24 protein-coding genes are annotated in these 22927 nt (G+C 63.1%); 13 read left to right on the top strand and 11 right to left on the bottom strand.

The features are described 5' to 3' along the window. Positions 1 to 61 precede the first annotated feature (61 nt). Complete coding sequence (gene radB / locus AC1XDK_RS02500; RefSeq protein ID WP_483348190.1) at positions 62 to 760, bottom strand: DNA repair and recombination protein RadB; 699 nt, start codon at positions 758 to 760, stop codon at positions 62 to 64. Positions 761 to 848: 88 nt separating this feature from the next. Here radB and AC1XDK_RS02505 point away from each other — a divergent pair, with 88 nt between their 5' ends. Further along, complete coding sequence (locus AC1XDK_RS02505; protein WP_483348906.1) at positions 849 to 1577, top strand: RuvC family protein; 729 nt, start codon at positions 849 to 851, stop codon at positions 1575 to 1577. A 48-nt stretch (positions 1578 to 1625) separates the two neighbouring features. Here AC1XDK_RS02505 and AC1XDK_RS02510 read toward each other — a convergent pair whose 3' ends face one another. Next, entirely contained in the window at positions 1626 to 1850 is a 225-nt protein-coding gene (locus AC1XDK_RS02510) for a hypothetical protein (RefSeq protein WP_483348191.1), read from the bottom strand. A 25-nt stretch (positions 1851 to 1875) separates the two neighbouring features. Beyond that, a complete protein-coding gene (gene larC / locus AC1XDK_RS02515) occupies positions 1876 to 3252 on the bottom strand; it encodes a nickel pincer cofactor biosynthesis protein LarC (protein WP_483348192.1) in 1377 nt (458 codons plus the stop codon). A gap of 199 nt (positions 3253 to 3451) precedes the next feature. On the opposite strand from larC, the gene AC1XDK_RS02520 reads away from it, so the two are divergent. Continuing rightward, positions 3452 to 5674 carry a CDC48 family AAA ATPase gene (locus AC1XDK_RS02520; RefSeq protein WP_483348193.1) on the top strand — a complete coding sequence of 741 codons (2223 nt, stop codon included), beginning with the start codon at positions 3452 to 3454 and terminating at the stop codon, positions 5672 to 5674. Between the two features lie 298 nt (positions 5675 to 5972). Continuing rightward, entirely contained in the window at positions 5973 to 6425 is a 453-nt protein-coding gene (locus AC1XDK_RS02525) for a hypothetical protein (RefSeq protein ID WP_483348194.1), read from the top strand. A 219-nt stretch (positions 6426 to 6644) separates the two neighbouring features. On the opposite strand, the gene phoU is transcribed toward AC1XDK_RS02525, so the two are convergent. From phoU to AC1XDK_RS02550, 5 genes are read right to left on the bottom strand one after another with little or no spacing between them, the layout of a single operon-like run. Continuing rightward, the gene (gene phoU, locus AC1XDK_RS02530; protein WP_483348195.1) at positions 6645 to 7322 is read right to left on the bottom strand and encodes a phosphate signaling complex protein PhoU; all 678 of its coding nucleotides are present in this window, start codon (positions 7320 to 7322) and stop codon (positions 6645 to 6647) included. Positions 7323 to 7327: 5 nt separating this feature from the next. Continuing rightward, on the bottom strand, positions 7328 to 8236 hold the full coding sequence (gene pstB / locus AC1XDK_RS02535; RefSeq protein ID WP_483348196.1) for a phosphate ABC transporter ATP-binding protein PstB: 909 nt from the start codon (positions 8234 to 8236) through the stop codon (positions 7328 to 7330). After that, a complete protein-coding gene (pstA, locus tag AC1XDK_RS02540; protein ID WP_483348197.1) occupies positions 8233 to 9780 on the bottom strand; it encodes a phosphate ABC transporter permease PstA in 1548 nt (515 codons plus the stop codon). The genes pstB and pstA overlap by 4 nt, the downstream gene beginning before the upstream one ends. After that, the gene (gene pstC / locus AC1XDK_RS02545; RefSeq protein ID WP_483348198.1) at positions 9777 to 10841 is read right to left on the bottom strand and encodes a phosphate ABC transporter permease subunit PstC; all 1065 of its coding nucleotides are present in this window, start codon (positions 10839 to 10841) and stop codon (positions 9777 to 9779) included. Before pstC ends, pstA begins: the two co-directional genes overlap by 4 nt. 14 nt (positions 10842 to 10855) lie before the next feature. Beyond that, on the bottom strand, positions 10856 to 11992 hold the full coding sequence (locus tag AC1XDK_RS02550; RefSeq protein WP_483348199.1) for a PstS family phosphate ABC transporter substrate-binding protein: 1137 nt from the start codon (positions 11990 to 11992) through the stop codon (positions 10856 to 10858). A gap of 322 nt (positions 11993 to 12314) precedes the next feature. On the opposite strand from AC1XDK_RS02550, the gene AC1XDK_RS02555 reads away from it, so the two are divergent. Continuing rightward, positions 12315 to 13310 carry a PhoU domain-containing protein gene (locus tag AC1XDK_RS02555; RefSeq protein ID WP_483348200.1) on the top strand — a complete coding sequence of 332 codons (996 nt, stop codon included), beginning with the start codon at positions 12315 to 12317 and terminating at the stop codon, positions 13308 to 13310. Between the two features lie 113 nt (positions 13311 to 13423). Here AC1XDK_RS02555 and AC1XDK_RS02560 read toward each other — a convergent pair whose 3' ends face one another. Beyond that, positions 13424 to 13801, bottom strand: coding sequence for a 30S ribosomal protein S8e (locus AC1XDK_RS02560; protein WP_483348201.1), 378 nt, complete (start codon positions 13799 to 13801; stop codon positions 13424 to 13426). 91 nt (positions 13802 to 13892) lie between these two features. On the opposite strand from AC1XDK_RS02560, the gene AC1XDK_RS02565 reads away from it, so the two are divergent. Continuing rightward, the gene (locus AC1XDK_RS02565; RefSeq protein ID WP_483348202.1) at positions 13893 to 14339 is read left to right on the top strand and encodes a DUF2240 family protein; all 447 of its coding nucleotides are present in this window, start codon (positions 13893 to 13895) and stop codon (positions 14337 to 14339) included. A 24-nt stretch (positions 14340 to 14363) separates the two neighbouring features. Then, entirely contained in the window at positions 14364 to 14732 is a 369-nt protein-coding gene (locus AC1XDK_RS02570) for a DUF7993 family protein (protein ID WP_483348203.1), read from the top strand. On the opposite strand, the gene AC1XDK_RS02575 is transcribed toward AC1XDK_RS02570, so the two are convergent. Then, on the bottom strand, positions 14729 to 15409 hold the full coding sequence (locus AC1XDK_RS02575) for an HAD family hydrolase (RefSeq protein WP_483348204.1): 681 nt from the start codon (positions 15407 to 15409) through the stop codon (positions 14729 to 14731). The two genes, AC1XDK_RS02570 and AC1XDK_RS02575, sit on opposite strands and share 4 nt — an antisense overlap. Before the next feature lie 72 nt (positions 15410 to 15481). Here AC1XDK_RS02575 and pyrF point away from each other — a divergent pair, with 72 nt between their 5' ends. After that, positions 15482 to 16279 (top strand): orotidine-5'-phosphate decarboxylase, encoded by a 798-nt coding sequence (pyrF, locus tag AC1XDK_RS02580; protein ID WP_483348205.1) that lies wholly within the window; start codon positions 15482 to 15484, stop codon positions 16277 to 16279. 13 nt (positions 16280 to 16292) lie between these two features. On the opposite strand, the gene AC1XDK_RS02585 is transcribed toward pyrF, so the two are convergent. Continuing rightward, positions 16293 to 16634, bottom strand: a complete 342-nt coding sequence (locus AC1XDK_RS02585; protein WP_483348206.1) for a hypothetical protein — start codon at positions 16632 to 16634, stop codon at positions 16293 to 16295. Between AC1XDK_RS02585 and AC1XDK_RS02590 the strand changes: the two genes are divergently transcribed. From AC1XDK_RS02590 to AC1XDK_RS02615, 6 genes are all read left to right on the top strand, one after another. Then, complete coding sequence (locus tag AC1XDK_RS02590; RefSeq protein ID WP_483348207.1) at positions 16633 to 18186, top strand: amidohydrolase; 1554 nt, start codon at positions 16633 to 16635, stop codon at positions 18184 to 18186. The two genes, AC1XDK_RS02585 and AC1XDK_RS02590, sit on opposite strands and share 2 nt — an antisense overlap. A gap of 25 nt (positions 18187 to 18211) precedes the next feature. Next, a complete protein-coding gene (locus AC1XDK_RS02595; protein ID WP_483348208.1) occupies positions 18212 to 18400 on the top strand; it encodes a hypothetical protein in 189 nt (62 codons plus the stop codon). A gap of 156 nt (positions 18401 to 18556) precedes the next feature. Next, positions 18557 to 19690, top strand: coding sequence for a quinolinate synthase NadA (gene nadA, locus AC1XDK_RS02600; RefSeq protein WP_483348209.1), 1134 nt, complete (start codon positions 18557 to 18559; stop codon positions 19688 to 19690). Further along, a complete protein-coding gene (locus tag AC1XDK_RS02605) occupies positions 19687 to 21180 on the top strand; it encodes an L-aspartate oxidase (RefSeq protein ID WP_483348210.1) in 1494 nt (497 codons plus the stop codon). The genes nadA and AC1XDK_RS02605 overlap by 4 nt, the downstream gene beginning before the upstream one ends. Further along, complete coding sequence (gene nadC / locus AC1XDK_RS02610) at positions 21170 to 21976, top strand: carboxylating nicotinate-nucleotide diphosphorylase (protein ID WP_483348211.1); 807 nt, start codon at positions 21170 to 21172, stop codon at positions 21974 to 21976. The genes AC1XDK_RS02605 and nadC overlap by 11 nt, the downstream gene beginning before the upstream one ends. Positions 21977 to 22075: 99 nt before the next feature. Then, positions 22076 to 22843: an inositol monophosphatase family protein gene (locus AC1XDK_RS02615; RefSeq protein ID WP_483348212.1), complete on the top strand. Its 768-nt coding sequence runs from the start codon at positions 22076 to 22078 to the stop codon at positions 22841 to 22843. Positions 22844 to 22927 lie beyond the last annotated feature (84 nt).

The raw sequence follows: 22927 nt of genomic DNA on the forward strand, positions 1-22927 counted from the left end.
GCTCCCGTTCACCGTTTTTTCTTTTTACCCGAAAGCAACCTCTCGGTCGTCCACCCGCCGCTTAGACGCTCTCCTGTGCCCCTTCGAGTCCCGTGTCCGTGATTCGGAACTGGGTGCGACCACCGGCGGGTTTCGAGCGATGTTTTTCGAGGGTCGCACGGCGGTTGCCGCCGCGGAAGCGGTCCACTCGAAGGACGACGCCAGTCCAGTGTTCGAGCGTGTGTCCCCCGAGCGGTCGAGTGCCGTCAGAGTCGGGGTCGGTGTACACCTGATTCGTCAACAGAACCGCGATGTCGTGTTTGCGTGCGAGCGAGAGGAGGTGTGTCACTTGGCGGGCGACCCCGCGAAGGGCCTCGCCGCCTTCCCGGTCTTCGCCGCGTTCGAGGCGGTAGAACCCGGTCGCGCTGTCGAGGACCACGAGGTCCGCCCGTTCCGCGAACTCGGAGACGTCCTTGACTGCCTCCTGCTGTTCCCCGAAATCGAGGGCCTCCTTGATGACGATTCGGGACGCGACTTCGTCCACGTCGTCGGCGCGCGCGGCGGCAATCTGTTCGAAGCGGTCCACGGACAGCCCTTCGGTGTCGATGTACACCACGGTACCGCCGTCCCGTGCGGTCTCGACCGCGGTCCCCAGTGCGACGTTCGTCTTCCCGGCGGCGGGCGGGCCGTACACCTGTGTCACGGTTCCGCGCTCCAAGCCGCCCCCGAGCAAGTCGTCCACCGGTGGGCACCCTGTCGTCAGTTTCTCGGCGTCGGTCACATGCCGGGATTGGCGCTTCTCACGCAAAAGGTTCCGGTTTTCGGGGGAGACCGAGGTGACTTTATTCCACCCGGACGAAGTGAGCGTAGTGACAGTCGTCGTTGCGACGGAGGATTTCGAAGTGTACCACGACGTGGTGGGCGAGCTACGCGACAGGGGCGTCCGGTTCACGACGGTCGAACCGAGCGGCGAACTCCCCGACGCCGCTCGCATCGTCATTCGCGGTGCGGACGACGAGGTGACCACCGCACTGCCGACGGTCGTGGCGGACCCGAACCATCCCCGAAAGGCGGTCGAAGAGGCGTTGGCCATGCTCCGCGGCGAGAAGGGACGCACCGTCATCGGCATCGACCCCGGAACCCGACCCGGCATCGCCGTGCTTTCGGGGGACGTGGTGGTCGCGTCGTTTCACGTTCCCATCGCGGACGCCGCGGATGTGGTTCGAGAGGAGGCGAAGGACGCCATCGACCCCGTGGTCCGAATCGGCGACGGCGCGCGCCTCCAAGGCGCACAGCTCATCCGCGAACTCGAAGACGTCCGGGTCGAACTCGTGGACGAAACCGGAACCACGCCGTATCTCGGCACCGGCGCACGCGGCATGGGCGACGTCCTCGCCGCGGTCAACATCGCAAGATTGGACGGCGAAATCGTCGAGGACCGCGACATCGAACCCACGCAGGGCGAACTCGGCGTCATCAAACGCCGGTCCCGCGAACACTCCGCCGACAACCGCGAAATCGACGAAGAGTTGGCCAGACGGGTCGCCGCCGGGGAGTTGACCATCGAGGAGGCGTTAGCGGAACACCGGGAGGAGTGAGGGAGGAAGAAAGCAAGGAAACCGGGAGGGAGAACGGGAAAAGCCGACTCAGAGCTCTACGAGGACAGTGTACTGATGCGTTTCGTCCGCCGGACACCGGAGGTGTTCTTCCTTCACGATGGTACCGGAGAGCAGTTGCTTGCCGATTTTCTGGAACCTGTCGACCTCGACGTGTCCCTTCTCGCGGGCGATGATTTCGCTGTCGGGGTCGGTTTCGAACTCGCCCATCCCGTCACATCCCTCGTACGGACACTGGACGCGAACGCGGGCCATACTGTCAGATACGCCCCATCGTCGGTTATAGGTTTTCGTGAATCTCCCCTTCCGCCCGCCGCATGACCTCTCGAACCCCAATTCCGGTCTCGTTCGCCACGGCCGAGGCGTCCTCGAACTCCGCGCTCACGTCGTAGACTGACCCGGACTCGTCACTCGCCAGTTTGACCGTCACCTCGTACTTCGTTCCCTCTATTTCCAGCGTCGCCGTCTCGAACTCCCGATGGGCAATCCATCGGTGGTTAGCACCCGCCTCGCGGACGCCGAGGGTTCCGGTTTCCCCGGCGAGTTTCCGGGCGACCCGTTCCGCGTCTTCGGGTTTGACGATGACCTTCACGAGGTGGCCCGGGCGCGCTTTCTTCATCGTGGCGGGGAGAATCGAGACGTCGCGTGCGCCCGCGTCCGAGAGAGATTCTTGAAGCCCGCCCAATACCTCCGGCGACGCGTCGTCTAAATTGGTTTCGAGGACGGTGACATCGTCGCGCACGAGTCCTCCGCTCGACTCCCCGGCGAGGACGCGCAACACGTTCGGATGTTCGGGGAAGTCGTAACCGCCCGCGCCGTATCCCGAACCATCGACGTTCAGCGTGGGCAAGGTCTCGACGCCGTCCGCGAAGTGAGCCAAAATCGCGGCACCGGTCGGGGTGAGCAGTTCCGCTTCCACGGGACCACCGGAAAGCGACCAGTCCGCATCCGCCGCGATTTCTACGACCGCGGGTGCGGGTATCGGGAACGTCCCGTGGCTCATCCCGACTTCGCCGCCGCCGGTCGCGAGGGGCGTCGTGACGATTCGGTCGGCGTCGAGATCGGCGAACAGCAGTGATGCGCCGACGATGTCCGCGATGGCGTCGTCGGTCCCGACTTCGTGGAAGTACGTCGAATCGAGGTCGGTGTCGTGGACGCTCGCCTCCGCCTCGCCGAGAATCCGGAAAACGGCCTTCGCGTCGCGTTCGATACGGGAGTCGAGCGCCATGGATTCGAGCACGTCGATGACCTCGCGGTAGGTTCGGGCCGGACCGGAACCTTCCGCGTGTTGGTGGGAATGTTCGTGGTGAGTGTGGTCGTGTTCGTGGTGGTGTTCGTGGTGAGTGTGGTCGTGTTCGTGGTGGTGTTCGTCTCCGTGATGATGGTCGTCGTGCTCGTGACCATGGTCATCGTGTGCGTGAGCGTGCCCGTCTTCCGATTCGTCACCGTCTTCCGATACCTCCTCGTCGTCGGTCAGAAGGACGGAGACGCCCGTCGCCGAAATCCCGTTTTTGACGACCGATTCGACGTCGTACTCCACGTCGAGGGCGTCCTCGACCGGTTCGAGCGCGTCCCGCGTCGCCCCCGCATCGAGCAGCGCCCCGAGAATCATATCCCCGCTGGCTCCCATTCGTCCGTCGAACGCAAGCGTTCTCATACCACGTCCCTGTTCCGAAGCGCGAAAACCTCTGCGGTCATGTCGGCACCACTATCCCTTTGTACTGCCCCCACGTAGTGTCAGCCATCGCACGCGGGTACTGTTCATCGCGGCCGGTGGGGTGGCCAATCCTCCCGGTAGCACAGGACTTATGCCTCGCGAACTATCACCCAAAACTATCCCCCGTGACTGAACAATCATGAACGAAGTGCAACTGGAGGTGGCGAAGGCGTATCCGAACGATTCGGGACGCGGCATCGCCCGTCTCGACCCGGACACGCTCTTGCATCTGAAGCTGAGCCCCGGAGATATCATCGAGATAGAAGGAGGAGATACGACTGCGGCCAAAGTCTGGCGTGCCGACCGGCAGGACTGGAACACCGATACGGTACGTATCGACGGGTTCACCCGCCAAAACGCCGATGTCGGTATCGGCGAACGCGTCGAAATCCGCAAAGCGGAGGCCGACAAGGCCGATAAACTCGTTCTCGCACCGCCCGAGGAGGCGAGCGTCCAATTCGGTAGCGACGCCGCCGGAATGGTCAAACGACAGATTCTGAAACGCCCCGTCGTCGAACGCGACATCGTGCCCGTCATGTCGAGCACGAACCATCCGTTCATGCGCTCGCCGGGACAGGCGATTCCGCTCATTGCGGTCGAAACCGACCCACAGGGCGTCTGTCTCATCACCGAAGATACGGAAGTCGAACTCCGTGAGGAGCCGATTTCGGGCTTCGAGAAGACCGGTGGCGGCATCACCTACGAGGACATCGGCGGTCTCCAGAACGAGATTCAACGCGTTCGGGAGATGGTCGAACTCCCGATGAAGCACCCGCAGATCTTCCAAAAACTCGGCATCGAGCCGCCACAGGGTGTCCTCCTCCACGGTCCACCGGGGACCGGGAAGACGCTGTTGGCGAAAGCCGTCGCCAACGAGACCAGCGCGAGCTTCTTCTCCATCGCGGGACCGGAAATCATCTCGAAATACTACGGTGAGTCCGAACAACAGCTCCGTGAAATCTTCGAGGACGCCGCCGAGGAATCTCCCTCCATCATCTTCATCGACGAACTCGACTCCATCGCACCGAAACGCGAGGACGTGACCGGCGAAGTCGAACGCCGCGTCGTCGCACAACTGCTCACGATGATGGACGGGTTGGAAGCGCGCGGACAGGTCATCGTCATCGCCGCGACGAACCGCGTCGATTCCGTTGACCCGGCGCTCCGTCGCCCCGGCCGCTTCGACCGCGAAATCGAAATCGGCGTGCCGGACGAGGAAGGCCGGACGGAAATCCTGCAGATTCACACCCGCGGGATGCCCCTGTCCGACGACGTGAACCTTCCCGGCCTGTCGAACGACACGCACGGGTTCGTCGGTGCCGACATCGAGAGCCTGACGAAGGAGGCCGCGATGAAGGCGCTCCGGCGCTATCTGCCGGAAATCGACTTGGACGAGGAGTCCATCCCGCCGTCGCTCATCGACCGGATGATCGTCAAGCGCGAGGACTTCCGCGGCGCGTTGAACGAGGTCGAACCCTCCGCGATGCGCGAAGTGCTGGTCGAACTCCCGAAGGTGTCGTGGGACGACGTGGGTGGTCTCGACGACGCGAAAAGTCAGGTCAAAGAGAGCGTCGAATGGCCGCTCTCCTCGCCCGAGAAGTTCGAACGCATGGGAATCGAACCGCCGTCCGGTGTCCTGCTCTACGGGCCGCCCGGAACCGGGAAGACGCTCATGGCGAAAGCCGTCGCCAACGAGACGAACGCCAACTTCATCAGCGTGCGCGGCCCGCAACTGCTGTCGAAGTGGGTCGGCGAGTCGGAGAAGGCCATCCGGCAGACGTTCCGCAAGGCGCGGCAAGTCAGCCCGACGGTCATCTTCTTCGACGAACTCGACAGCCTCGCCCCCGGACGGGGACAGGAGGTCGGGAGCAACGTCTCGGAGCGCGTCGTCAACCAACTCCTCACCGAACTCGACGGCTTGGAGGACAAGGGCGACGTGATGGTCATCGGCGCGACCAACCGCCCGGACATGATCGACCCGGCGCTCATCCGCTCCGGTCGCTTCGACCGCCTCGTCATGATCGGCCAACCCGACGAGGAGGGCCGCGAGCAGATCCTCAAAATCCACACCGAGGACAGTCCGCTCGCGCCCGACGTGAGCCTCCGCGAACTCGCGGAGATGACCGACGGCTACGTCGGCAGCGACCTGGAATCCATCGCCCGCGAGGCCGCAATCGAGGCCCTGCGCGAGGACGACGACGCGGAGGAAGTCGAAATGCGACACTTCCGCGCCGCGATGGAGAGCGTCCGCGCCACCGTCACGGAGGACCTCCTCGATTACTACTCCGACATGGAACAGGAGTTCAAGGGCGGGTCGTCCGGACCACAGCGCCAGACCGGCGGCCGCATCGGTTTCCAATAGCACCTTTTGCTGCGGTCGGGAGCCGGAAAGCGGGCGTGAAACGCGCCCGCTTTCGGCCTACCTCCCTGGCAAAATCTGCACCAAAAGCACTCCTCCTTCACTTCGTTTCGGACACCTCGCTCCGCGAGGTGTCTGAACTCCATTCAGTCGTCGGCCCGGAAAATCGGAGATTTTCCGGTGACGAACTGGTGGCCCAACGGTTGACCGGGCCGCTAATTCTCGTGGGAATTTCGTTTGTTCTTCTGTTCTCGGAACCACTATAGAGAAAATATTTACTCGACCGATACAGACACAGGACATGAAATCTCCCTCCCGACGGTCCCTCCTCCGACGATTTGGTGCCCTCTCCGCGGGCGGTGTGGTCGGTGGCTTGAGCGGGTGCTCGGCGCTCGCTCGACGCGAAAGGGCGCGTCTCGCGGAACTGATACTGCTCAACCTCGATGAACCCTCACACACCGTTCACGTTCGAATTTCTCGGGACGGCGAACGAGTCCACACCGCGAACTACTCCCTTGAAGAGGGTTCGAAGTTCGGAACCCGCGAAAATCCGGCACCGGTGATACAGGGGGAGTGGATGTCTACAGCGGGCACAGACACGGTCGGGGCACGAGTCGATGACCGGACCGACTGGTACGAACATCGGTTCCCGGCGAAAAATCGGCAGGGGAACTGTTTTTCCGTGACCATCCGCGTCCGTCAAGGCGGAGGGTTGGATATGCCATCGACCGAAACGGATTCCTGTGGTGAGTGAACGAATACTGAGTCCAAAATTTGAGACGTGGCAGGACACAGCCGCCGGTCGCTAGATTTCCTTCCGCGAACGAGGCGAACGGCGGAGCCGTGAGCCGAGTGAGCGGGCCAAGCGACGACCAACGGGAGGAGCGCCGTGCTTTTGATGAACCTTTTACAGGGAGACTGCCAGCGGGCGGGCAATTCGCCCGCCCGCTGGCTTTCGACCGTCGTAAAAGGTTCAGTAGATGAGTTCGTCGTCGTTCTCGACCATGTAGAAGGTTCGAGCGGCGATGTTGACGGCGTGGTCGCCGATGCGTTCCAAATCGCGGATGGTGAGGAGGAGACGCGACACGTCCTGCAGGAGCCGCTCGATTTCCTGTTCCGTGTTTTCCTCGAGTTCGGTTTCGATGAGGTCGCGGACGACGAGGGCGCTGGCGCGCTCACAGAGGTCGTCCAAGGCCTCGTCGCGCTCGGCGACGGCGTAGCAGTCCTCGGTGTTCTGCTCGTCGTAGGCGTCCATCGTCACTTCGAGCATGTCGAGCGTGACGTTTCCGAGTTCCTGAATGTCGACTTCGGGGAACACGTCGTGGTCCGCTTCGAGCGTGTACTCGCCGAGGTTGACGGCGAGGTCGGCGATACGTTCGAGGTCGGTGATAATTTTGAACGACGCCGCTATCATGCGGAGGTCGGTTGCGACCGGTTGCTGAAGCGCGAACAGGTCGATACAGTCCTTTTCCAGTTCGAGGTAGAGTTCGTTCACCTCGTCATCGCCCTCGATGACCTCGTGGGCGAGTTCGCGGTCCTTCTGTTCGAGCGCGTTGAGGCCGAGACGGAGCCGTTCCATCACGACCTCGCTCATGTACAGGACGTTCTCTCGAAGGCTTTCGAGTTGCGTCTGATAGTCTTCTCGTGGCATAGTTGTTATCCGAACTTCCCGGTAATGTAATCTTCGACGCGTTGACTCTCCGGGTTCTCGAAGATCTTGTCGGTGTCGTCGTACTCGACGAGTTCACCGCCCGTGAGGAACACGGCGGTCTGGTCGGAGATGCGGGCCGCCTGCTGCATGCTGTGGGTGACGATGACGACGGTGTACTCCTCGGCGAGGTCCTGAATCAGGTCCTCGATTTTCGAGGTGGCGATGGGGTCGAGCGCGCTCGCCGGTTCGTCCATCAGGATGACTTCGGGTTCGACCGACAGACAACGGGCGATACAGAGGCGCTGTTGTTGACCGCCGGAGAGGCCGAGCGCGTTGTCGTCGAGGCGGCCGTTCACCTCGTCCCAGATGGCGGCCTGCTTCAGACAGCGCTCCACGAGTTCCTCTTCCTCCTCGCTGTCGTCACGTCCGAGGAGTTTGGCGAGCAGTCCGGTGTCGAGTTCGCCGTGTTTTCGCGGGCCGTAGGCGATGTTGTCCCGGATGGACTTCGGGAAGGGATTCGGTTGCTGGAACACCATCCCGATTCGCTTGCGGAGTTCGACGAGGTTCACGTCGCCGTCGTAGATGTTCTGCCCGTGGAACTCGATTTCGCCGTCCACTCGGGCGACCTTGATTCGGTCGTTCATCCGGTTGAGACACCGGAGGAACGTGGATTTACCGCATCCGGACGGCCCGATGAGGGCGGTCACGCTCTTTTCCGGGATGTCCATCGAAACGGACCGAATCGCCTGGTCGTCGCCGTAGTAGACGTCCAAGTCCGCCACCGACAACGCTGGCTGTCCGTCGAAGTCGTATTCGATCCAATCGGACTGAATCCGCTCTTCGGTTTCGCCCTTGGTCGTCTGCGACCCGGAACTGTTCTCCTCTGAATCCATCTTCTTGATTGTCTCGCTCATTGTTGAAGTTTCCTCCTGAAGTAGATGCGCATGGCAATCCCGACCGCATAGAACGACATAACGACGATGAGCAGGACGAGTGCCGTCGCCCACCCGACCGATTCAGGTGCGGAGACACCCGCCGTGATGACCGCAAACAGTTGATACGGAAGCGCGCTCGCGGGTTGCAACAACGCGTCGTTGACGATGAACGGCGGCGTCGCCTGCAACGTGAACGACGACAGGACCGACGGTGCTTCTGACGGGAACGGATTCTGCACGAGGATAAGCAGGATGGGAGCCGTCTCTCCGGCGATACGACCGACGCCGAGAATGACGCCCGTGAGAACGCCCGGCACCGCCGCCGGAAGGACGACGCTCTTGATGGTTTCCCACTGGTTCACGCCGAGCGCGGCGCTCGCATCACGGTACTCGTCGGGAACGTTCTGCAGCGACTCCCGACTGGTGATTAGCACCAACGGGAGAAGCATCGCACCCAATACGACCTGTCCAGCCAGCAGCGATGGCGTGTTTCCGAGTCGCGGGACGAGGAACGCATAGCCGAACAGGCCGAAGATGATGCTCGGCGTACTCCACAGGCCGTTCGTCGCGATTTCGACTATCGACGTGAATCGGCCCTGCTCCGCGTACTCGGTGAGGTATACCGCCGCACCGACGCCGAGCGGAACGGCGAAGCAGACGGCTCCGATGACGAGCCAGATGGTCCCGACGACGGCGGGGAAGATGCCGTTGACGTCGTACTGTAGCCCGTTCCCGTTCGTGATGAACGGAATCGCCGGCGGCCACAGGGTGGCACCTTTCAGCATCGGGTCGAGTCCTTTCTGGACGATGAACAGGATGATTCGCCCGAGGATGAACAACAGCATCGCCGTGTTGATGCTGATGAGCACGTATGCGCCGAACTCGCGGCCACGGGCACCGAATCCACGGTATGCGGCCGCCGAGGACCACGCGGTCATGAGTCCGCCGAACAGTCCGAGTATCGCGATGGCGATGAATCCCGGAAGGGTCGCCGAGAAACCGTTCGGCGTCCACGACCATCCCGAACCGATGACGCCCGTCAGAACGACGAGACCGAAGACGAGTTCGAAGATGCCGGCGGGAATCGTGACGCCGAGGTCCTCGCGGAGGAGGAGAGTCCCGACGAAGACGGCGATACCGGCGATGGCCGCGGCGGGAATCCACGCGAACCAACCCAGTCCGAGCGTCTGGGAAACGACGAGGCCGACGATGGCGGCCGCGATTGAGCCATCGGCGAAGGCGACGACGCTACTGACGCTGGGACTGGGCGTCGTTTCGACTGTCCCCCGCCACGAGAGGACGCCGATGAGGAACAACGACAGCGCGATGATGATGTGAAGCCCACCGAAGATAGTGGCCACGCTGACACCACCTATCGACGTGGTTATCGACACCCACTGGAAGAGCAGCGCACCACCTAGCAGCAGCATGCCGAGAGCAACGACGAACGGCACGGTCGCAACTTGCCCGAGAACGCCCGTCTCGGTGACGATTCTACTCTCTCGTGAGTATGCTTCGCTCATTGTTCACCCCCAAGTTTCTGGGTCATGCGACGCTCGATAGCCTGTGAGACGAGGCTGAGCGTCAGGACGACGACGAACAACACGACACCGGCAGCGAACAGCGCGCTGAGTTGGGTCGGTCGCCCGATAGCTACGCCGGACTGGCTTGCGATAGCTGACGTGAGCGTGATGGTGTTCCCGAACACGTCGTACAGTGGAGCGGGAAGTTTCGTCACATTACCGAGAATGACGGTTGCGGCCATCGTCTCACCGACGGCACGGCCGACGCCAAGGATGACGGCCGCCGATATTCCCGAGATGGCGGCCGGGAACGTGACGCTCTTCGTCGTCTGCCAGTCCGTTGCGCCGAGTCCAATTGACCCCTGTTTCATCGAGTTAGGAACGGCAGTCAGCGAGTCCTCAGCGACGGATACAACCGTGGGGAGGGCCATGAATCCGATCATGATACCGACCAAAAACAGGCTTCCACCCGTCGGCAGCAGGAGTTCGTTGGCCATGTACGGGTTGAGAACCATGAAACCGATGAATCCGTAGACGATAGACGGGATTCCGGCGAGCAGTTCGATTGCCGGTTTCGTCACCTCGCGGACCAAATCGGACGCGAGTTCGCTGATGAAGATGGCACCCGCGATGCCGAGAGGGGCGGAAACGAGCGTTGCGATGATGGTCGTGACGAACGTCCCCCACATCATCGTCAGGAGACCGTATCGGTTCGCGGACGTCCGCCAGACGGTGCCGGTGATCAAGGTCAGCCCCATCTTTTGCACGACCGGCACGGATTGGATGAACAGATACGCGGTGATGAGACCAAGGATGATAACCGTCGAAATCGTCGTCAACAGCGTCAGCGCTCGGGCCGTTTCCGCCTGATACGTGACCCATCCGTAGAGCACTGTGGCGACGAACGCGATGAGTGGGAAAGCCACGTACGTCGGTGCCACGATGAACGCGATAAACGCGGCAGCGAGCGATAGCGCACCCACGACGGCCGCGATTTGAGCCGGTGTATCGAGTTCATCGACCGAGCGCCGAACCGCCGATAATCTGGGTGCGTTAGCCATGGATTCTGATGGAGTTACTTGGAGGTGGGTTCAGGAAGCTTTGAAAGTTCCTCTTTTCGTCGGCTCTTCGAAAGGGTGGCATACCCCGACGGTTTGACGAACTGTCCCTGTCCGAACTCCTCCATAATCATGCGGAGGAATGCGGCCTCCTTCTTCGAGGTTCCGTTGTAGGTGTAACAGTGGAGGTCACGCGCGAGCGGGTATCCCTTGTCCGAGAGGTTCTTGCCGGGTTTGTAGACGGTGCCGTCGAAGTCGAGCGCAATCGCCGGAACGTCCTTCGAGACGAACGCGAGCGCCATGTACGCGATGGCGTTGTTGGCGTTCTTGACGGCGTTTGCGACCTCCTGATTCTCACCCTTCCGAATGTCGACGCCGGGCATCTTGGCGTCCCCGCTACCGAGCATGTTCGCGCGGAACGACGTGTCGGTCCCCGAACCGACCGAGCGGCCGATGGCCTGGATTTCCATGTCCTTGCCGGAGTAGCTGTCGACCTCCTTCCAATTCTTGATCTCGCCCTTGTAGATTTTGCGAACGGTTTCGGCTTTCAGCTGCTTGATACCGTTATCGTAGAGGTATTTGCTCACGACGATGGGCTGGGCGTCCACGCCGACGACGTGATTCTTGAACTTCTTGAGCTCGGATTTGCTCGCGTCGAGTTCGGCGTCGACGGGAGCGCTGGCGTCACCTATGTCGACCTGACCCTTCTGGAGCTTGGTCAGGCCCACACCGGAGTGGCTCAGGCCGATGCTGACCTTGAACGGAGGTTGTCCGTCCCCACCGGCTTCGAAGCCGTAGAGGCCCGCCCAGTAGTCGGCGAAGTTCTTGTCCGTGCTGATGCCGTACTTGTCCTGCGGCCAGTATTCCTTGTCGTCGGCCGGAGGGTTGTAGTTCCAGACGGAGGAGGCTTTGTTCGTGATTGGGTACACCGTCGAAGAGCCGCCAGCGGTGAGGGGACCCGAGCCGTCGGAGTTGTCCCCGCTTCCGGAGCTGTCTCCGCTGGAGTCGCCGGAGCCGTCTCCGCTGCCACTTCCGTCGGTGGTTTCACCGCTCGATCCGTTGTCGGTACACCCGGCGAGTGCGAGTGTACTCGACGTTCCGGCTGCCACGAGGAATTTCCGCCGCGAAACGCCGCTTGACGACTTACCTGACATACACTGAGTCCCAAGAACAGAACGTAATAATACGTTGCTATTATTTCTATATACTGCTATATACGACACTCTTATACAAACGTCAATTAGTGACACACCGACCACTGAGCTGCTATATTCGGGGATTTTGGCGGTTTTTATCGGATATTATCCCTTCGTACCCCATATGTATTCTATAATTTTGCTTCTCTGAGCTGTTGAAAAGATATCTCATCGGAGATGAACCGATGGGACACTATATTATCTACGGAAATAATCTATGTTCCGAACGAGTATATAGAGATAGTTGGATTTATAGTCCCTGCCAAACCAAGCAGTCGGTATGGAGACGCGCAAAGTTCAGGTGACGGGCGGTTCGACGTACACCGTTTCGCTTCCGAAGACGTGGGCGACGGACAACGGCGTCGAGGCCGGGAGCGTCGTCGAGTTCTATCCCGAGTCCGACTCGTTGTTACTCACGCCGAAAAACGAGAGGGGACAGTTGGAAGGCTCTATAGACATCACGAAGCTTCAGGACGAAGAGCTTCGCCGTGCGGTGTTCACGATGTACGTGAGCGGGTTCGACATCATCACGCTGGAGGCGACCCGTATCACGACCGAACAGCGCCGGACCATCAGCGCCGCGACCCAGAGCCTCGTCGGTCTGGAGGTGCTCGAAGAGACCGGGAACAAGGTCGTGATTCAGGACCTTTTGGACTCCTCGGAACTCTCGATTCACAACGCGGTCACGCGCATGCGACTCATCGCGCTCTCCATGTTGGACGACGCCATCACCGCCATCGCCGAGAACGACGACGACATCGCGCGCGACGTCATCGAGCGCGACGAGGACGTGGACCGCCTCTGGTTCGTCGTCTCGCGCATCTTCCGGGCGACGCTCCGCACGGCGAAGGCGACGGAGGAACTCGGGATGAGCCGCGAGGTGTGCTTCGACTACCATTCGAGCGCTCGCCAGCTCGAACGCATCGCCGACCACGCCGCGAAAATCGGGCGGCTCACCCTCCAGCTGCCGGAGGTTGACGCGGACGTCATCCGGAGTTACGAGGAACTCCACGAGGATTCCACCGCAGTCATCGATATGGCGATGGACGCGCTCCTGATGGACGACAGCGAGAAGGCGACCGAAATGGCCAACGAGGCGCGCGAAGCGATTCTCCACCTCGACGAACACGCGCGCGCAATCGACAAACTCCTCCGGGAGCAAGACCCGCAGCAGGCCCAACTCCTCGGTCTGGTCGTCGACTCGTTGTCCCGGTGTGCCGACTACGGCGGCAACATCGCCGAGACGGCGCTCCAAAAGGCCGCACCGCGCCCCTGAGAGCCGGTAACCGGATTTTCACTTCGTATCGACGCTCGCGTGTCGGCTCCGTTCCCAAACGTGGAGAAGAACCGTCGCTCTGCGGTTCGCGAATCGAAAAAGACAGAGTTCGATTATTCGTCGTCGACGAGAACGGCGTTGACCTGACCGGTCTGGCCGGGACGCGAGGTCACGCGGGCCTTGCCTTCGGTCGTGACGATGACGGCGCCCTTCGTGATGATGTTTCGGCGGGCGTAGTTCGGGTTCGCGCCGTTTTCGAGGACGTCCTGAATCGTCGCGTTGACCGTCTCGTCGCCGGTGGTGACGTTGGCGACGTCGGTCGTGAGCGCGCGAATCTTCGAGTTACGGCCGCGGGCGTCGGTCGTGCGGTAGCGCGGTTCGCCGACCTGCGTCTCGGTGGGCTCTCGGCCGAGTTCGTGCTTTTTCTTCTTTCGGAGGGGCTTCAGTCGTCCACCGGTCCGCTTTCGCGTGGAGCGTCCTTGGTCTTTCATATCGGGAAAGTAGCCTACGAAATACTTCAATGACTCGGTTCGCAATCCCACATCGGCAGATTTAGGCCGCCGTGTCCAGTTTCGCCGGACGATGAGTTTGCGGATCGCCGTCGCCGCGCCGTTTCAGCAGAACGGCCGCGAACGAATGCGTGAAAGCGAGTTCGTGGTATCACTGTCGCTCGACCGGGATTGGTTCTCCCCCGACCAAGCCAAGCGGCTCGTGGACGTCGCCAGCGGACAGGGACTGCTGTCCCACGACGATGACGAACTGGTCACCGAGTTCGACCCGTCGAGCGTCGAGATTCCCGACAACTTCGTCCCCGACGAGAGCCTGCTACAGGAACAATCGACGTTCGAGAAGGTCCTCGACAAGATCGTCTCCCACGGGACGAGCAAACAGACCGCCGTCGCCGAAATCAACGAGCTCCAGCGGGAAGTCGCCCTCACGGTCGAAGCGGCGGCAATCGTCTACGCGCGACGGAAGGATATCGACGTGAGCGCCGAGGCGGATGCGGCGCTCGCGGACCTCAAAGCGTAAACGGCCGCCCCGCCAACGCCGGGTATGGTCGAGGATAGGATAACCGACGGGGTGCGAATCGCACAACTGCTCTCCTCCGAGTTCGACGGACGGGAGGACCCGCCGCTCGATTCGGTCGCCGTCGTGAACGCGGACCCGGACGTCGAACCGAGCGAGGAAGGAACGCTCGCCTACGAACTCGAACGGAACGGCGACCCGGTGGCGAAAGTGTTCGTCCACCCGGACAGGGTTCGCATCGAACTGACCGACAAAATAGAGGCCGTCGAGCGGAAAGCTGCGGAATCGGGCATTCGCGTCCGACCGAAGGCGGTTCGCCCGCCCCGCGTCCTCGTCTTCGTGGAAAGCGGTGCGGAAGTCAAACGCGCCGTGGACGCCGTAATCGAGTCGCTTTAATTGGGGTCGGGGCTACACGCGTCGAGCGACGCGATTATTTCGGGGAGCGCGGTGACGATTTCGTCGCGGTCGACGTACGCGTCGGCGACGGGTTCCGGGTCCGGCCCGTCCGGGTACAACACCTGCACCGTTCGAATTCCGGCCTCGTTCGCGCCGCGAACGTCCATCACCGGGTTGTCGCCGACGTACACCATCTCGTCGGGGGAGACGTCGAGGGCCTCACAAAGGGCCTCGAACGCGTGGGGTTCGGGCTTTCCCGCGTCGAGTTCCCCGGTGACGACCGTCGCGTCGAAGTGGTCTTCCCACCCTAATTCGGCGAGTTTGCCGCGCTGGGCGGCGACCGGACCGTTGGTGAGGAGGCCGACGCGATACTCCCGACGGAGTTCGGCGAGCAGTGACGGGATGTCGCCGAGCGGTGCCAGCGCATCCAGAATCGCGCGCTGATACGCGTCGGTGAGTTCGTCCGCGCCCGTCTCGGGGCTATCCGCGAGCAGGTCCGCGAAGATGGGCTTTCTCGATTCGCTCGTCAGGTGTCGACTGTGGGCGTCGAGATACTCCTGACGGGAGAGCGATGGGGCGTTCACCGCTTGCGTCGCGTCCGCGAGCAGTTTTTCCCGCGGTCTGTCGGTTACGGCGAGGGTCTCATCGAGGTCTAACCCTACAGCGGTCACGCACATGGGACATACATGGGACCGAAGTACCTTTACCAGTTCGATAACTCCATGACCCCCGACGAAAATTTTCCGACCATGAACTTCTTCGACCGCCTCGCGGACCGCATCGCGGCGACGGACAGCATCGTCTCCGTCGGACTCGACGCCGACATCGATCGAATTCCCAACCATCTCCACGAGTACGACCTGCCGCGCTGGGCGTTCAACCGCCGCATCATCGACGCCACGCACGAACACGCGGCGGTGTACAAACCCAACGTCGCGTTCTACGAGGACGCGGACGGGTGGGCGGCGCTCGCGGAAACCGTCGCGTACGCACACGGAAAGGACGTACCCGTCCTCCTCGATGCGAAGCGCGCCGACATCGGCAACACGGCGCGCCAGTACGCGAAACTCCTCGATTCGGCCGACGCCATCACGGTCAACCCGTACATGGGCCGTGACTCGCTCGACCCGTTTCTCTCACAGGAGGAGAAGGGCGTCTTCATCCTCTGTCGGACCTCGAACCCCGGCGGGTCGGACATGCAGAACCTCGAACTCGCGTCCGGCGAGACGCTCTACGAGTGGGTCGCCTCGCTCGCCGACCTGTGGAACGGCAACGGGAACGTCGGCCTCGTCGTGGGCGCGACGACGCCCGACGAACTCGAAGAACTCCGCGAGCGCGTCCCGGACCTCCCGTTCCTCGTCCCCGGCGTCGGCGCACAGGGCGGCGATGTGGAAGCGGCGGCGACCTACGCCCTCGCGGACGGAGCAGGATTGGTGAACTCCTCGCGGGGAATCATCTTCGCGGGCGAGGACGCCGGGGAGCGGTTCGCCGAAGCGTCGGGACAGGCCGCGAAGCGACTGAAGAAGCAACTGAACCAGTACCGATAGCCGCGAACGGCGGTCAGAACTGGTGCGTTTCGTCCTCGGTATCCGGCGGGGTGATGTCCTCCGCCCCCGGTCCGGTCGGCGTTCTGTTTTCGTCCTCGCCGACGCCGAGTTCCGCGGCGCACTCGACGCAGAAGCCGCTCTGTCGGTTCCAGTCGTCGTCGCAGACGAGGGCTCCGCAACGGTCACAGTCGTGTGTCGCTTCCGCCGTCTCGCAGATTTGACACAGCCCGGTTACGCTCATGGTCGTCGTGACGACGGCGACGCACATCAGTCTGCGGGCGGGGCACGGAACGTTCTCCTCGCGTTCTGCCGTACCCCGAACAGTTATCGCCGTCCGAACAGACCACGAAAGCATGACAGCGCCAGCGGATGTGATTCTCACGAACGCGGAGGTACACACCCTGACGGACGGCGACGAAACGGCCGAAGCGGTCGCCGTCCGGGACGGGAAAATCGTCCGCGTCGATTCGGCCTACGAAGTCGCGTTCCTTGACGGCACCGAAACCAAGGTCGTCGACCTCGACGGACGGGTCCTCCTGCCGGGGTTCATCGACGCCCACACGCACATGCAGACGGTCGGGAGCTATCTCGTCAACGCCGACCTCTCGGCCGCCGACTCGCCCGGCGATTGCGTGGACCTGTTAGCCGAGTTGGGGGGCGACCGCGAGTGGATACTCGGCTACGGGTTCGACGAGAGCATGTGGGACGAATCACGCTACCTTACCCGCGAGGACCTCGATGCGGTGAGCGAAACCCGCCCCGTCGTCGCGTTCCGCGAGGACCTGCACGTCGCCTCCGTCAACGGCGTCGTCCTCGACCGACTCGGCGAGGAGATGCCGGACGAGGACGTCGAAACGGAGGACGGCGAACCGACCGGCGTCATCGTGGAGGACGCAGTCAACGTCGTGTACGAAACCATCGAACCCGACGCCGAGACGACGCGGGAACTCCTCCTCGCGGCACAGCGAGACGCTCACGAGAAGGGCGTCACGGGCGTTCACGACATGGTTCGCCAGTCGCGCGCGCCGAAGGTGTACCGCGACCTCGAACTCGACGGCGACCTGACCCTGCGGGTTCGCATCAACTACTGGAGCGACCACATCGAGGCCGCGGACGAAATCGGACTCGTGACGAATCACGGCAGTTCGCTGGTGACGACGGGTGCGATAAAGTCCTTCACCGACGGCAGTTTCGGCGGCCGAACGGCGAAGCTCTCGGAACCGTACGCCGACGCCGACGACGCCGCCGACACGGACGACGCAACTGGCCAATGGGTCGTCGCTCCCGAGGAGTTAGACGAAATCGTAGAGCGGGCGGACGGCGCTGGCTTTCAGGTGACGGCCCACGCCATCGGCGACGAGGCCATCGAGGCCGTGTTAGACGCCTTCGAGAAAACGGGGGGCGCGGGCGAGAAGCGCCACCGCGTCGAACACGTCGAACTCGTGACGGACGAACAGATAGAGCGGTTCGCCGAATCGGGCGTCATCGCGTCCGTTCAGCCGAACTTCCTGAAGTGGGCGCAACCGGACGGCCTGTACGACGCCCGACTCGGCGAGGAGCGACGGACGCAGACCAACCGCTACCGAACGCTACTCGACGCCGGTGCCCACCTCGCGTTCGGGAGCGACTGCATGCCCCTCGACCCCCTGCTCGGGATTCACCAGACCGTCAACGCACCCGTCGAGGAACAGCGCCTGTCCGTGACGGAGGCGCTCCGGGCGTACACGCTCGGGGCGGCCTACGCCGGGTTCGACAAGGACGACCTCGGCACGGTCGAGAAAGGGAAGCAGGCCGACTTCGTCGTCCTCGACCGCTCGCCGTGGGAACACGCCGACGACATAGAGAACATCGACGTGGCGATGACGGTCGTGGACGGAACCGTTGTCTTCGACGGGCGGAACGATTAAGCCGGGGGGACCCCCGATTTTCCTCATGTCCTTCCCCGTCCTCGACGCCGGAATCGGTGCCGTCCTCCCCGTGTTCTTGCTCCTCGCGCTCGGTGCCCCGCTCCTCCTCTGGTGGTTCATCGAGACGGAAAGGAACCACGAGGAGGAAGAACACCGCGACTGGGAGAGCGCGGAACGGGCCGCACGGCGCGACACGCGGGACGGCCGACGGTAACGAACGAGGGTTGAGGGCCGCTTTTTGAAAGGTACGTTCGAACGAATAGTCTACGGTATCGTAAATGAATTGATGGGAGAATCAGATGACACCGTTTGAAGAGAAAATTTTTTCAATACCTTCTGTTGTTGGCTAGGCCACTGCAGGTGCCTCAACGTGCCAAGAATGGAGACAGCAAACATCGAAACAAAACTCAGTCTGTTCAAGTACGACAATTTGGAGCAACTTCCCTCGGAATACCGCGGACTGATTGAAAAAGAGCGAACGGAGCGCATCGAGCGGGCGCTCGCCGAATTAGGGGACGACGTGGTCGTCCTCGGGCACAACTACCAGCGGCGGGAGATCGTCGAACACGCGGACTACATCGGCGACTCCTACCAGTTGAGCGTGCGTGCCGCGGAGGCGGACGCGAAGTACGTCGTCTTCGGCGGCGTCACGTTCATGGCCGAGTCGGCGGACATCATCACGGACGACGACCAGACGGTCATCCTCCCGTCGATGGAGGCGTCGTGTCCGATGGCCGGGATGGCGGAAGCGTTGCAGGTCGATTCCGCGTGGGCGGACATCGAGGCGGCCGCGCCCGACACCGACATCGTCCCGATAACGTACATGAACTCCTACGCCGACCTGAAGGCCTTCTGTGCCGAGCAGGGCGGTGCAGTCTGTACCTCCTCGAACGCCCACCGCGTCTTCGAGTGGGCGCTGGAGCGGGGTGACAAGGTCCTCTTCCTGCCCGACAAACACCTCGGCGAGAATACGGCCCATCGTCTCGGACTGGAGGACGAGACGGCGATGTGGAACCCGTGGGACCCCGAGGAGCAGAACCCGGACGCCGTGGCGGACGCGAAAATCGTCCTGTGGGACGGCTACTGCCAAGTCCACGAGCGTTTCGGCGTGGAACACGTCGAGCGAGTGCGGGAGAATCACCCCGAGGCGAAGGTGGTCGTCCATCCGGAATGCCGCCGCGAGGTCGTGGAGGCGGCCGACGTCGTCGGCAGCACGGCGACGATTTGCGAGTCCATCGCGGAGGCGGACCCCGATGAGACGTGGGCCATCGGAACGGAGATTCACCTCGTCGAACACCTCGAACGTTGGCATCCGGAGGTGGACGTGTTTCCCCTCTGTGGCGACGCGTGCATGGACTGCAACGCGATGCGCCAAATCGACCCGAACTACCTGACGTGGGTATTGGAGGAGTTGGTCGAGGGGCGCGAGCGGAACGTCATCGAAGTCGCGCCGGACGAAAAGGACCTCGCCAAGTTGGCGCTCGACAGGATGTTGGACCTATGAGCGGGGAAGTGAACGGTGCCGAAACGACCGACGTCCTCGTCGTCGGCAGCGGCATCGCGGGGTGTAGCGCCGCGCTTTCCGCGGCGCGGGAAGGTGCAGAAGTACTCCTCGCCACGAAGGCGACGCGGCCCGAAAACGCCTCGACGCACTGGGCGCAAGGCGGCATCGCCGTGACCCGCGACGACCCGAAATCGCTCCACGCCGATGTACTGACGGCGAGCGCGAACACGGCCGACCCGGATGCAGTGGACGTGTTGGTCGAAAACGCGAACGACGCCGTCGAAGACGTGCTTCTCGATACGCTCGGCGTCGCGTTCGATACGGACGGCGAGGGATTCGACTACGGGCGCGAGGCCGCACACTCCGAGGAACGAATCCTGCACGTCGACGCCAGCACGGGCCGACACGTCCTCGGGCCGTTTCTGTCCCATTTGGACGACCACCCGCGTGTGACGCTTCCCGAGGACACGGCCGCGCTGTCGCTCGTGACGCACGAAGGACGAATCCACGGCGCGGTGCTGGAACACGAAGGCGAACACCGCCCGGTTTTCGCGGGGGCGACGATACTCGCGACCGGCGGCGTCGGGGCGCTGTACGGCCACTCGACCAACCCGGCGTCGGCGACGGGCGACGGCATCGCCATGGCCGCGCTCGCCGGGGCGGAGACGGCCGACATGGCCTACGTGCAGTTTCATCCGACGGCGTATTCCGGAGAGAATCCCTTCCTCGTCAGCGAAGCGGTTCGCGGCGAGGGTGCGGTCCTCCGAAACGCCGACGGCGAACGGTTCATGTGCGACGTGCATCCCGCCGCCGAGTTGGCACCGCGCGACGTGGTAGCCCGCGCGGTCCAGCGCGAACGCGAACGAACCGGAGAAGTCACGCTCGATACCACGCCGCTCGACTTCGCGGGGACGTTCCCGGACCTCGCGGCGAAATGCGACGAGCGGGCCGTCCCCCACGATTCGATTCCGGTCGCGCCGAGCGAGCACTTCCTCTGTGGCGGCATCGACGTGGACGACAGGGGTCGAACGAACCTCGACCGCCTGTTCGCGGTCGGCGAATGTTCTCGAACCGGCGTCCACGGTGCGAACCGACTTGCCTCGACCAGCCTGCTCGAAGGGTTGGTGTGGGGACTCCGCGCCGGGGAGACGGCGGCGAACGTCGAAGCCGGTCCCGAACCGGTCGAAGCTCCCGACTTGCTGAACAGCGACCCGGCGCTTCCGGCGGGCTTCGCTCGGGACAAGTTCGCCCGGCTACGGACGGTGATGGACGAGTGCGTCGGCCTCTCGCGGACCCCCGACGACCTGCGGCGGGCGACGGCGGTGCTGCGGCGGTTGAAGGGCGAGGTGGACGCCTACGCTAGAACCCGCACCGCGCGCGACCTGTACGAACTCAGGAACGCGAGCGTCGTCGCCCTGCTCGTCGCTCGGGACGCGTTGGACGCCGAATCCGTCGGCTGTCACCACGTCGAGGAGGTCCATGCTGACTGACAGCGACGTGGAACGCTGGCTCCGCGAGGACGTGGGACATCACGACGCGACGAACCACGTCCCCGGCGAGACGGTCGGACGACTCGTCGCTCGGGAGTCCGGTGTCGTCGCCGGAACGGACGCCGCGCGAGCCGTGTTCGACTACCTCGACTGCGGGGTTCACTCCGCGGTATCAGACGGCAGCAGCATCGAGGCGGGCGACGTGGTGTTCGAGGTTCAGGGTCCGGCGACGGCCGTCCTCCGGGGCGAGCGAGTCGCGGTAAATCTCGTCGGTCACGCGTCGGGCGTTGCAACGAAGACGGCGGAGGCGGTGGCCGCCGCGCGAACCGTCACTGACGACGTGGCGATTGCGGGAACGCGAAAGACGACGCCCGGCCTCCGCGGCATCGAAAAACGGGCCGTCGCGGCCGGTGGCGGCGACACCCACCGACTCACGCTCTCGGGGATGGTCATGGTCAAGGACAACCACATCGAGGAGATGGGGATGGACGGCGCGATTGCGCACTTCCGCGAGTTGGCGTCGTTCGCCGCGAAAATCGAGGTGGAAGTGGAGCGTCCGGCGGACTGCCGCCGGGCGGCGGACGCGGGTGCCGACATCGTGATGTTCGACAACCTCCCGCCGGAGGACGTCGAGCGCGGCGTCGAACTGCTTCCCGATGGCGTCCTCGCGGAGGCGAGCGGCGGCATCGGAATCGAGGACGTGCCGGCGTACGCTGGGACCGGCGTCGACGTGATTTCCCTCGGTGCGTTGACCCACAGCGCGCCGTCGCTCGATTTCTCGTTCCGTACCGGATGAGAAGTCGGCAGTGGACGGCCTGCCGAGACGGTGTGAAACGGAACGGAGTCGAAAACGAACCACCGGGAGGGATTTCACCCCACGGTGAAACGTATTCGTATGGACGAAAATCGCCTCGATTCGTTCGAGGAAGTGGCGGTGCGGGCGTGCGACGCCGCGGGGGAGTATCTGGTTTCGGCGTTCGAAACGGAGTCGCTCGCGGCGGACCACGGCCCGGACGACGTGAAAGCCGTAGCAGACCGTGCGGCGGAGCGCCGCGTGCTGGACGTACTGACCGACGCGTACCCGGACCACGCCATCTACGCCGAGGAGTCGGGACGACGGTCCGGCGCGAGCGACTACCGCTGGGTCGTGGACCCGCTCGACGGCACGAACAACTTCTGTTCGGGGATACCGTACTTCGGGACCGCATTAGCTCTCCTCCGCGATGGCGTGCCCATAATAGCGGTGATTCGCGACCCGCTCCACGACCGCACATACGTCGCCAAACGGGACGGCGGGGCCAGCATGAACGGCGATCCGATTCGCGCAGAAGGCGACGTGGCGAGCGACCACGCGACGGTCGCGTTCGTCCTCGGTCTGGACGCCGTTCGGGACGAGGCGCTACGGACGAAAGCCGACGCGTTGAGCGCGGAAATCGCCGGACGCTGCAAGCGGGTGTGGACGAGTTGGGCACCCGCGTTGGATTGGGGACTGCTCGCGAGGGGGAAAATCGAGGCCGTCGTCTGCTTCCACCCGGACGAAGTGGAACAGCACGCGGGATGGTTGTTGGCGGAGGAAAGCGGTGCGAGACTGAAGAACGACGATGACCTGTTTCTCGCGGCGGCGAGCGACGAGACGTTCGAGACGCTGGAACGGCTGTTTTGAGTTCGGCGACGTCGGTCGATACGAGGGTTTTGTGGTAGAGCGTCCAACGAATATAAACAATCGTTATTGTTATATTGTGCCATA

This window comes from Haladaptatus sp. HS23, from assembly GCF_056892285.1.

What these genes read in the sequence shown, in the direction of transcription:
- AC1XDK_RS02510 (WP_483348191.1), bottom strand. Translation starts at nt 1,850, where the DNA reads ATGGCCCGCGTTCGCGTCCAGTGTCCGTACGAGGGATGTGACGGGATG.
- larC (WP_483348192.1), bottom strand. Translation starts at nt 3,252, where the DNA reads ATGAGAACGCTTGCGTTCGACGGACGAATGGGAGCCAGCGGGGATATG.
- AC1XDK_RS02520 (WP_483348193.1), top strand. Translation starts at nt 3,452, where the DNA reads ATGAACGAAGTGCAACTGGAGGTGGCGAAGGCGTATCCGAACGATTCG.
- AC1XDK_RS02525 (WP_483348194.1), top strand. Translation starts at nt 5,973, where the DNA reads ATGAAATCTCCCTCCCGACGGTCCCTCCTCCGACGATTTGGTGCCCTC.
- phoU (WP_483348195.1), bottom strand. Translation starts at nt 7,322, where the DNA reads ATGCCACGAGAAGACTATCAGACGCAACTCGAAAGCCTTCGAGAGAAC.
- pstB (WP_483348196.1), bottom strand. Translation starts at nt 8,236, where the DNA reads ATGAGCGAGACAATCAAGAAGATGGATTCAGAGGAGAACAGTTCCGGG.
- pstA (WP_483348197.1), bottom strand. Translation starts at nt 9,780, where the DNA reads ATGAGCGAAGCATACTCACGAGAGAGTAGAATCGTCACCGAGACGGGC.
- pstC (WP_483348198.1), bottom strand. Translation starts at nt 10,841, where the DNA reads ATGGCTAACGCACCCAGATTATCGGCGGTTCGGCGCTCGGTCGATGAA.
- AC1XDK_RS02550 (WP_483348199.1), bottom strand. Translation starts at nt 11,992, where the DNA reads ATGTCAGGTAAGTCGTCAAGCGGCGTTTCGCGGCGGAAATTCCTCGTG.
- AC1XDK_RS02555 (WP_483348200.1), top strand. Translation starts at nt 12,315, where the DNA reads ATGGAGACGCGCAAAGTTCAGGTGACGGGCGGTTCGACGTACACCGTT.
- AC1XDK_RS02560 (WP_483348201.1), bottom strand. Translation starts at nt 13,801, where the DNA reads ATGAAAGACCAAGGACGCTCCACGCGAAAGCGGACCGGTGGACGACTG.
- AC1XDK_RS02565 (WP_483348202.1), top strand. Translation starts at nt 13,893, where the DNA reads ATGAGTTTGCGGATCGCCGTCGCCGCGCCGTTTCAGCAGAACGGCCGC.
- AC1XDK_RS02570 (WP_483348203.1), top strand. Translation starts at nt 14,364, where the DNA reads ATGGTCGAGGATAGGATAACCGACGGGGTGCGAATCGCACAACTGCTC.
- AC1XDK_RS02575 (WP_483348204.1), bottom strand. Translation starts at nt 15,409, where the DNA reads ATGTGCGTGACCGCTGTAGGGTTAGACCTCGATGAGACCCTCGCCGTA.
- pyrF (WP_483348205.1), top strand. Translation starts at nt 15,482, where the DNA reads ATGAACTTCTTCGACCGCCTCGCGGACCGCATCGCGGCGACGGACAGC.
- AC1XDK_RS02590 (WP_483348207.1), top strand. Translation starts at nt 16,633, where the DNA reads ATGACAGCGCCAGCGGATGTGATTCTCACGAACGCGGAGGTACACACC.
- AC1XDK_RS02585 (WP_483348206.1), bottom strand. Translation starts at nt 16,634, where the DNA reads ATGCTTTCGTGGTCTGTTCGGACGGCGATAACTGTTCGGGGTACGGCA.
- AC1XDK_RS02595 (WP_483348208.1), top strand. Translation starts at nt 18,212, where the DNA reads ATGTCCTTCCCCGTCCTCGACGCCGGAATCGGTGCCGTCCTCCCCGTG.
- AC1XDK_RS02605 (WP_483348210.1), top strand. Translation starts at nt 19,687, where the DNA reads ATGAGCGGGGAAGTGAACGGTGCCGAAACGACCGACGTCCTCGTCGTC.
- nadC (WP_483348211.1), top strand. Translation starts at nt 21,170, where the DNA reads ATGCTGACTGACAGCGACGTGGAACGCTGGCTCCGCGAGGACGTGGGA.
- AC1XDK_RS02615 (WP_483348212.1), top strand. Translation starts at nt 22,076, where the DNA reads ATGGACGAAAATCGCCTCGATTCGTTCGAGGAAGTGGCGGTGCGGGCG.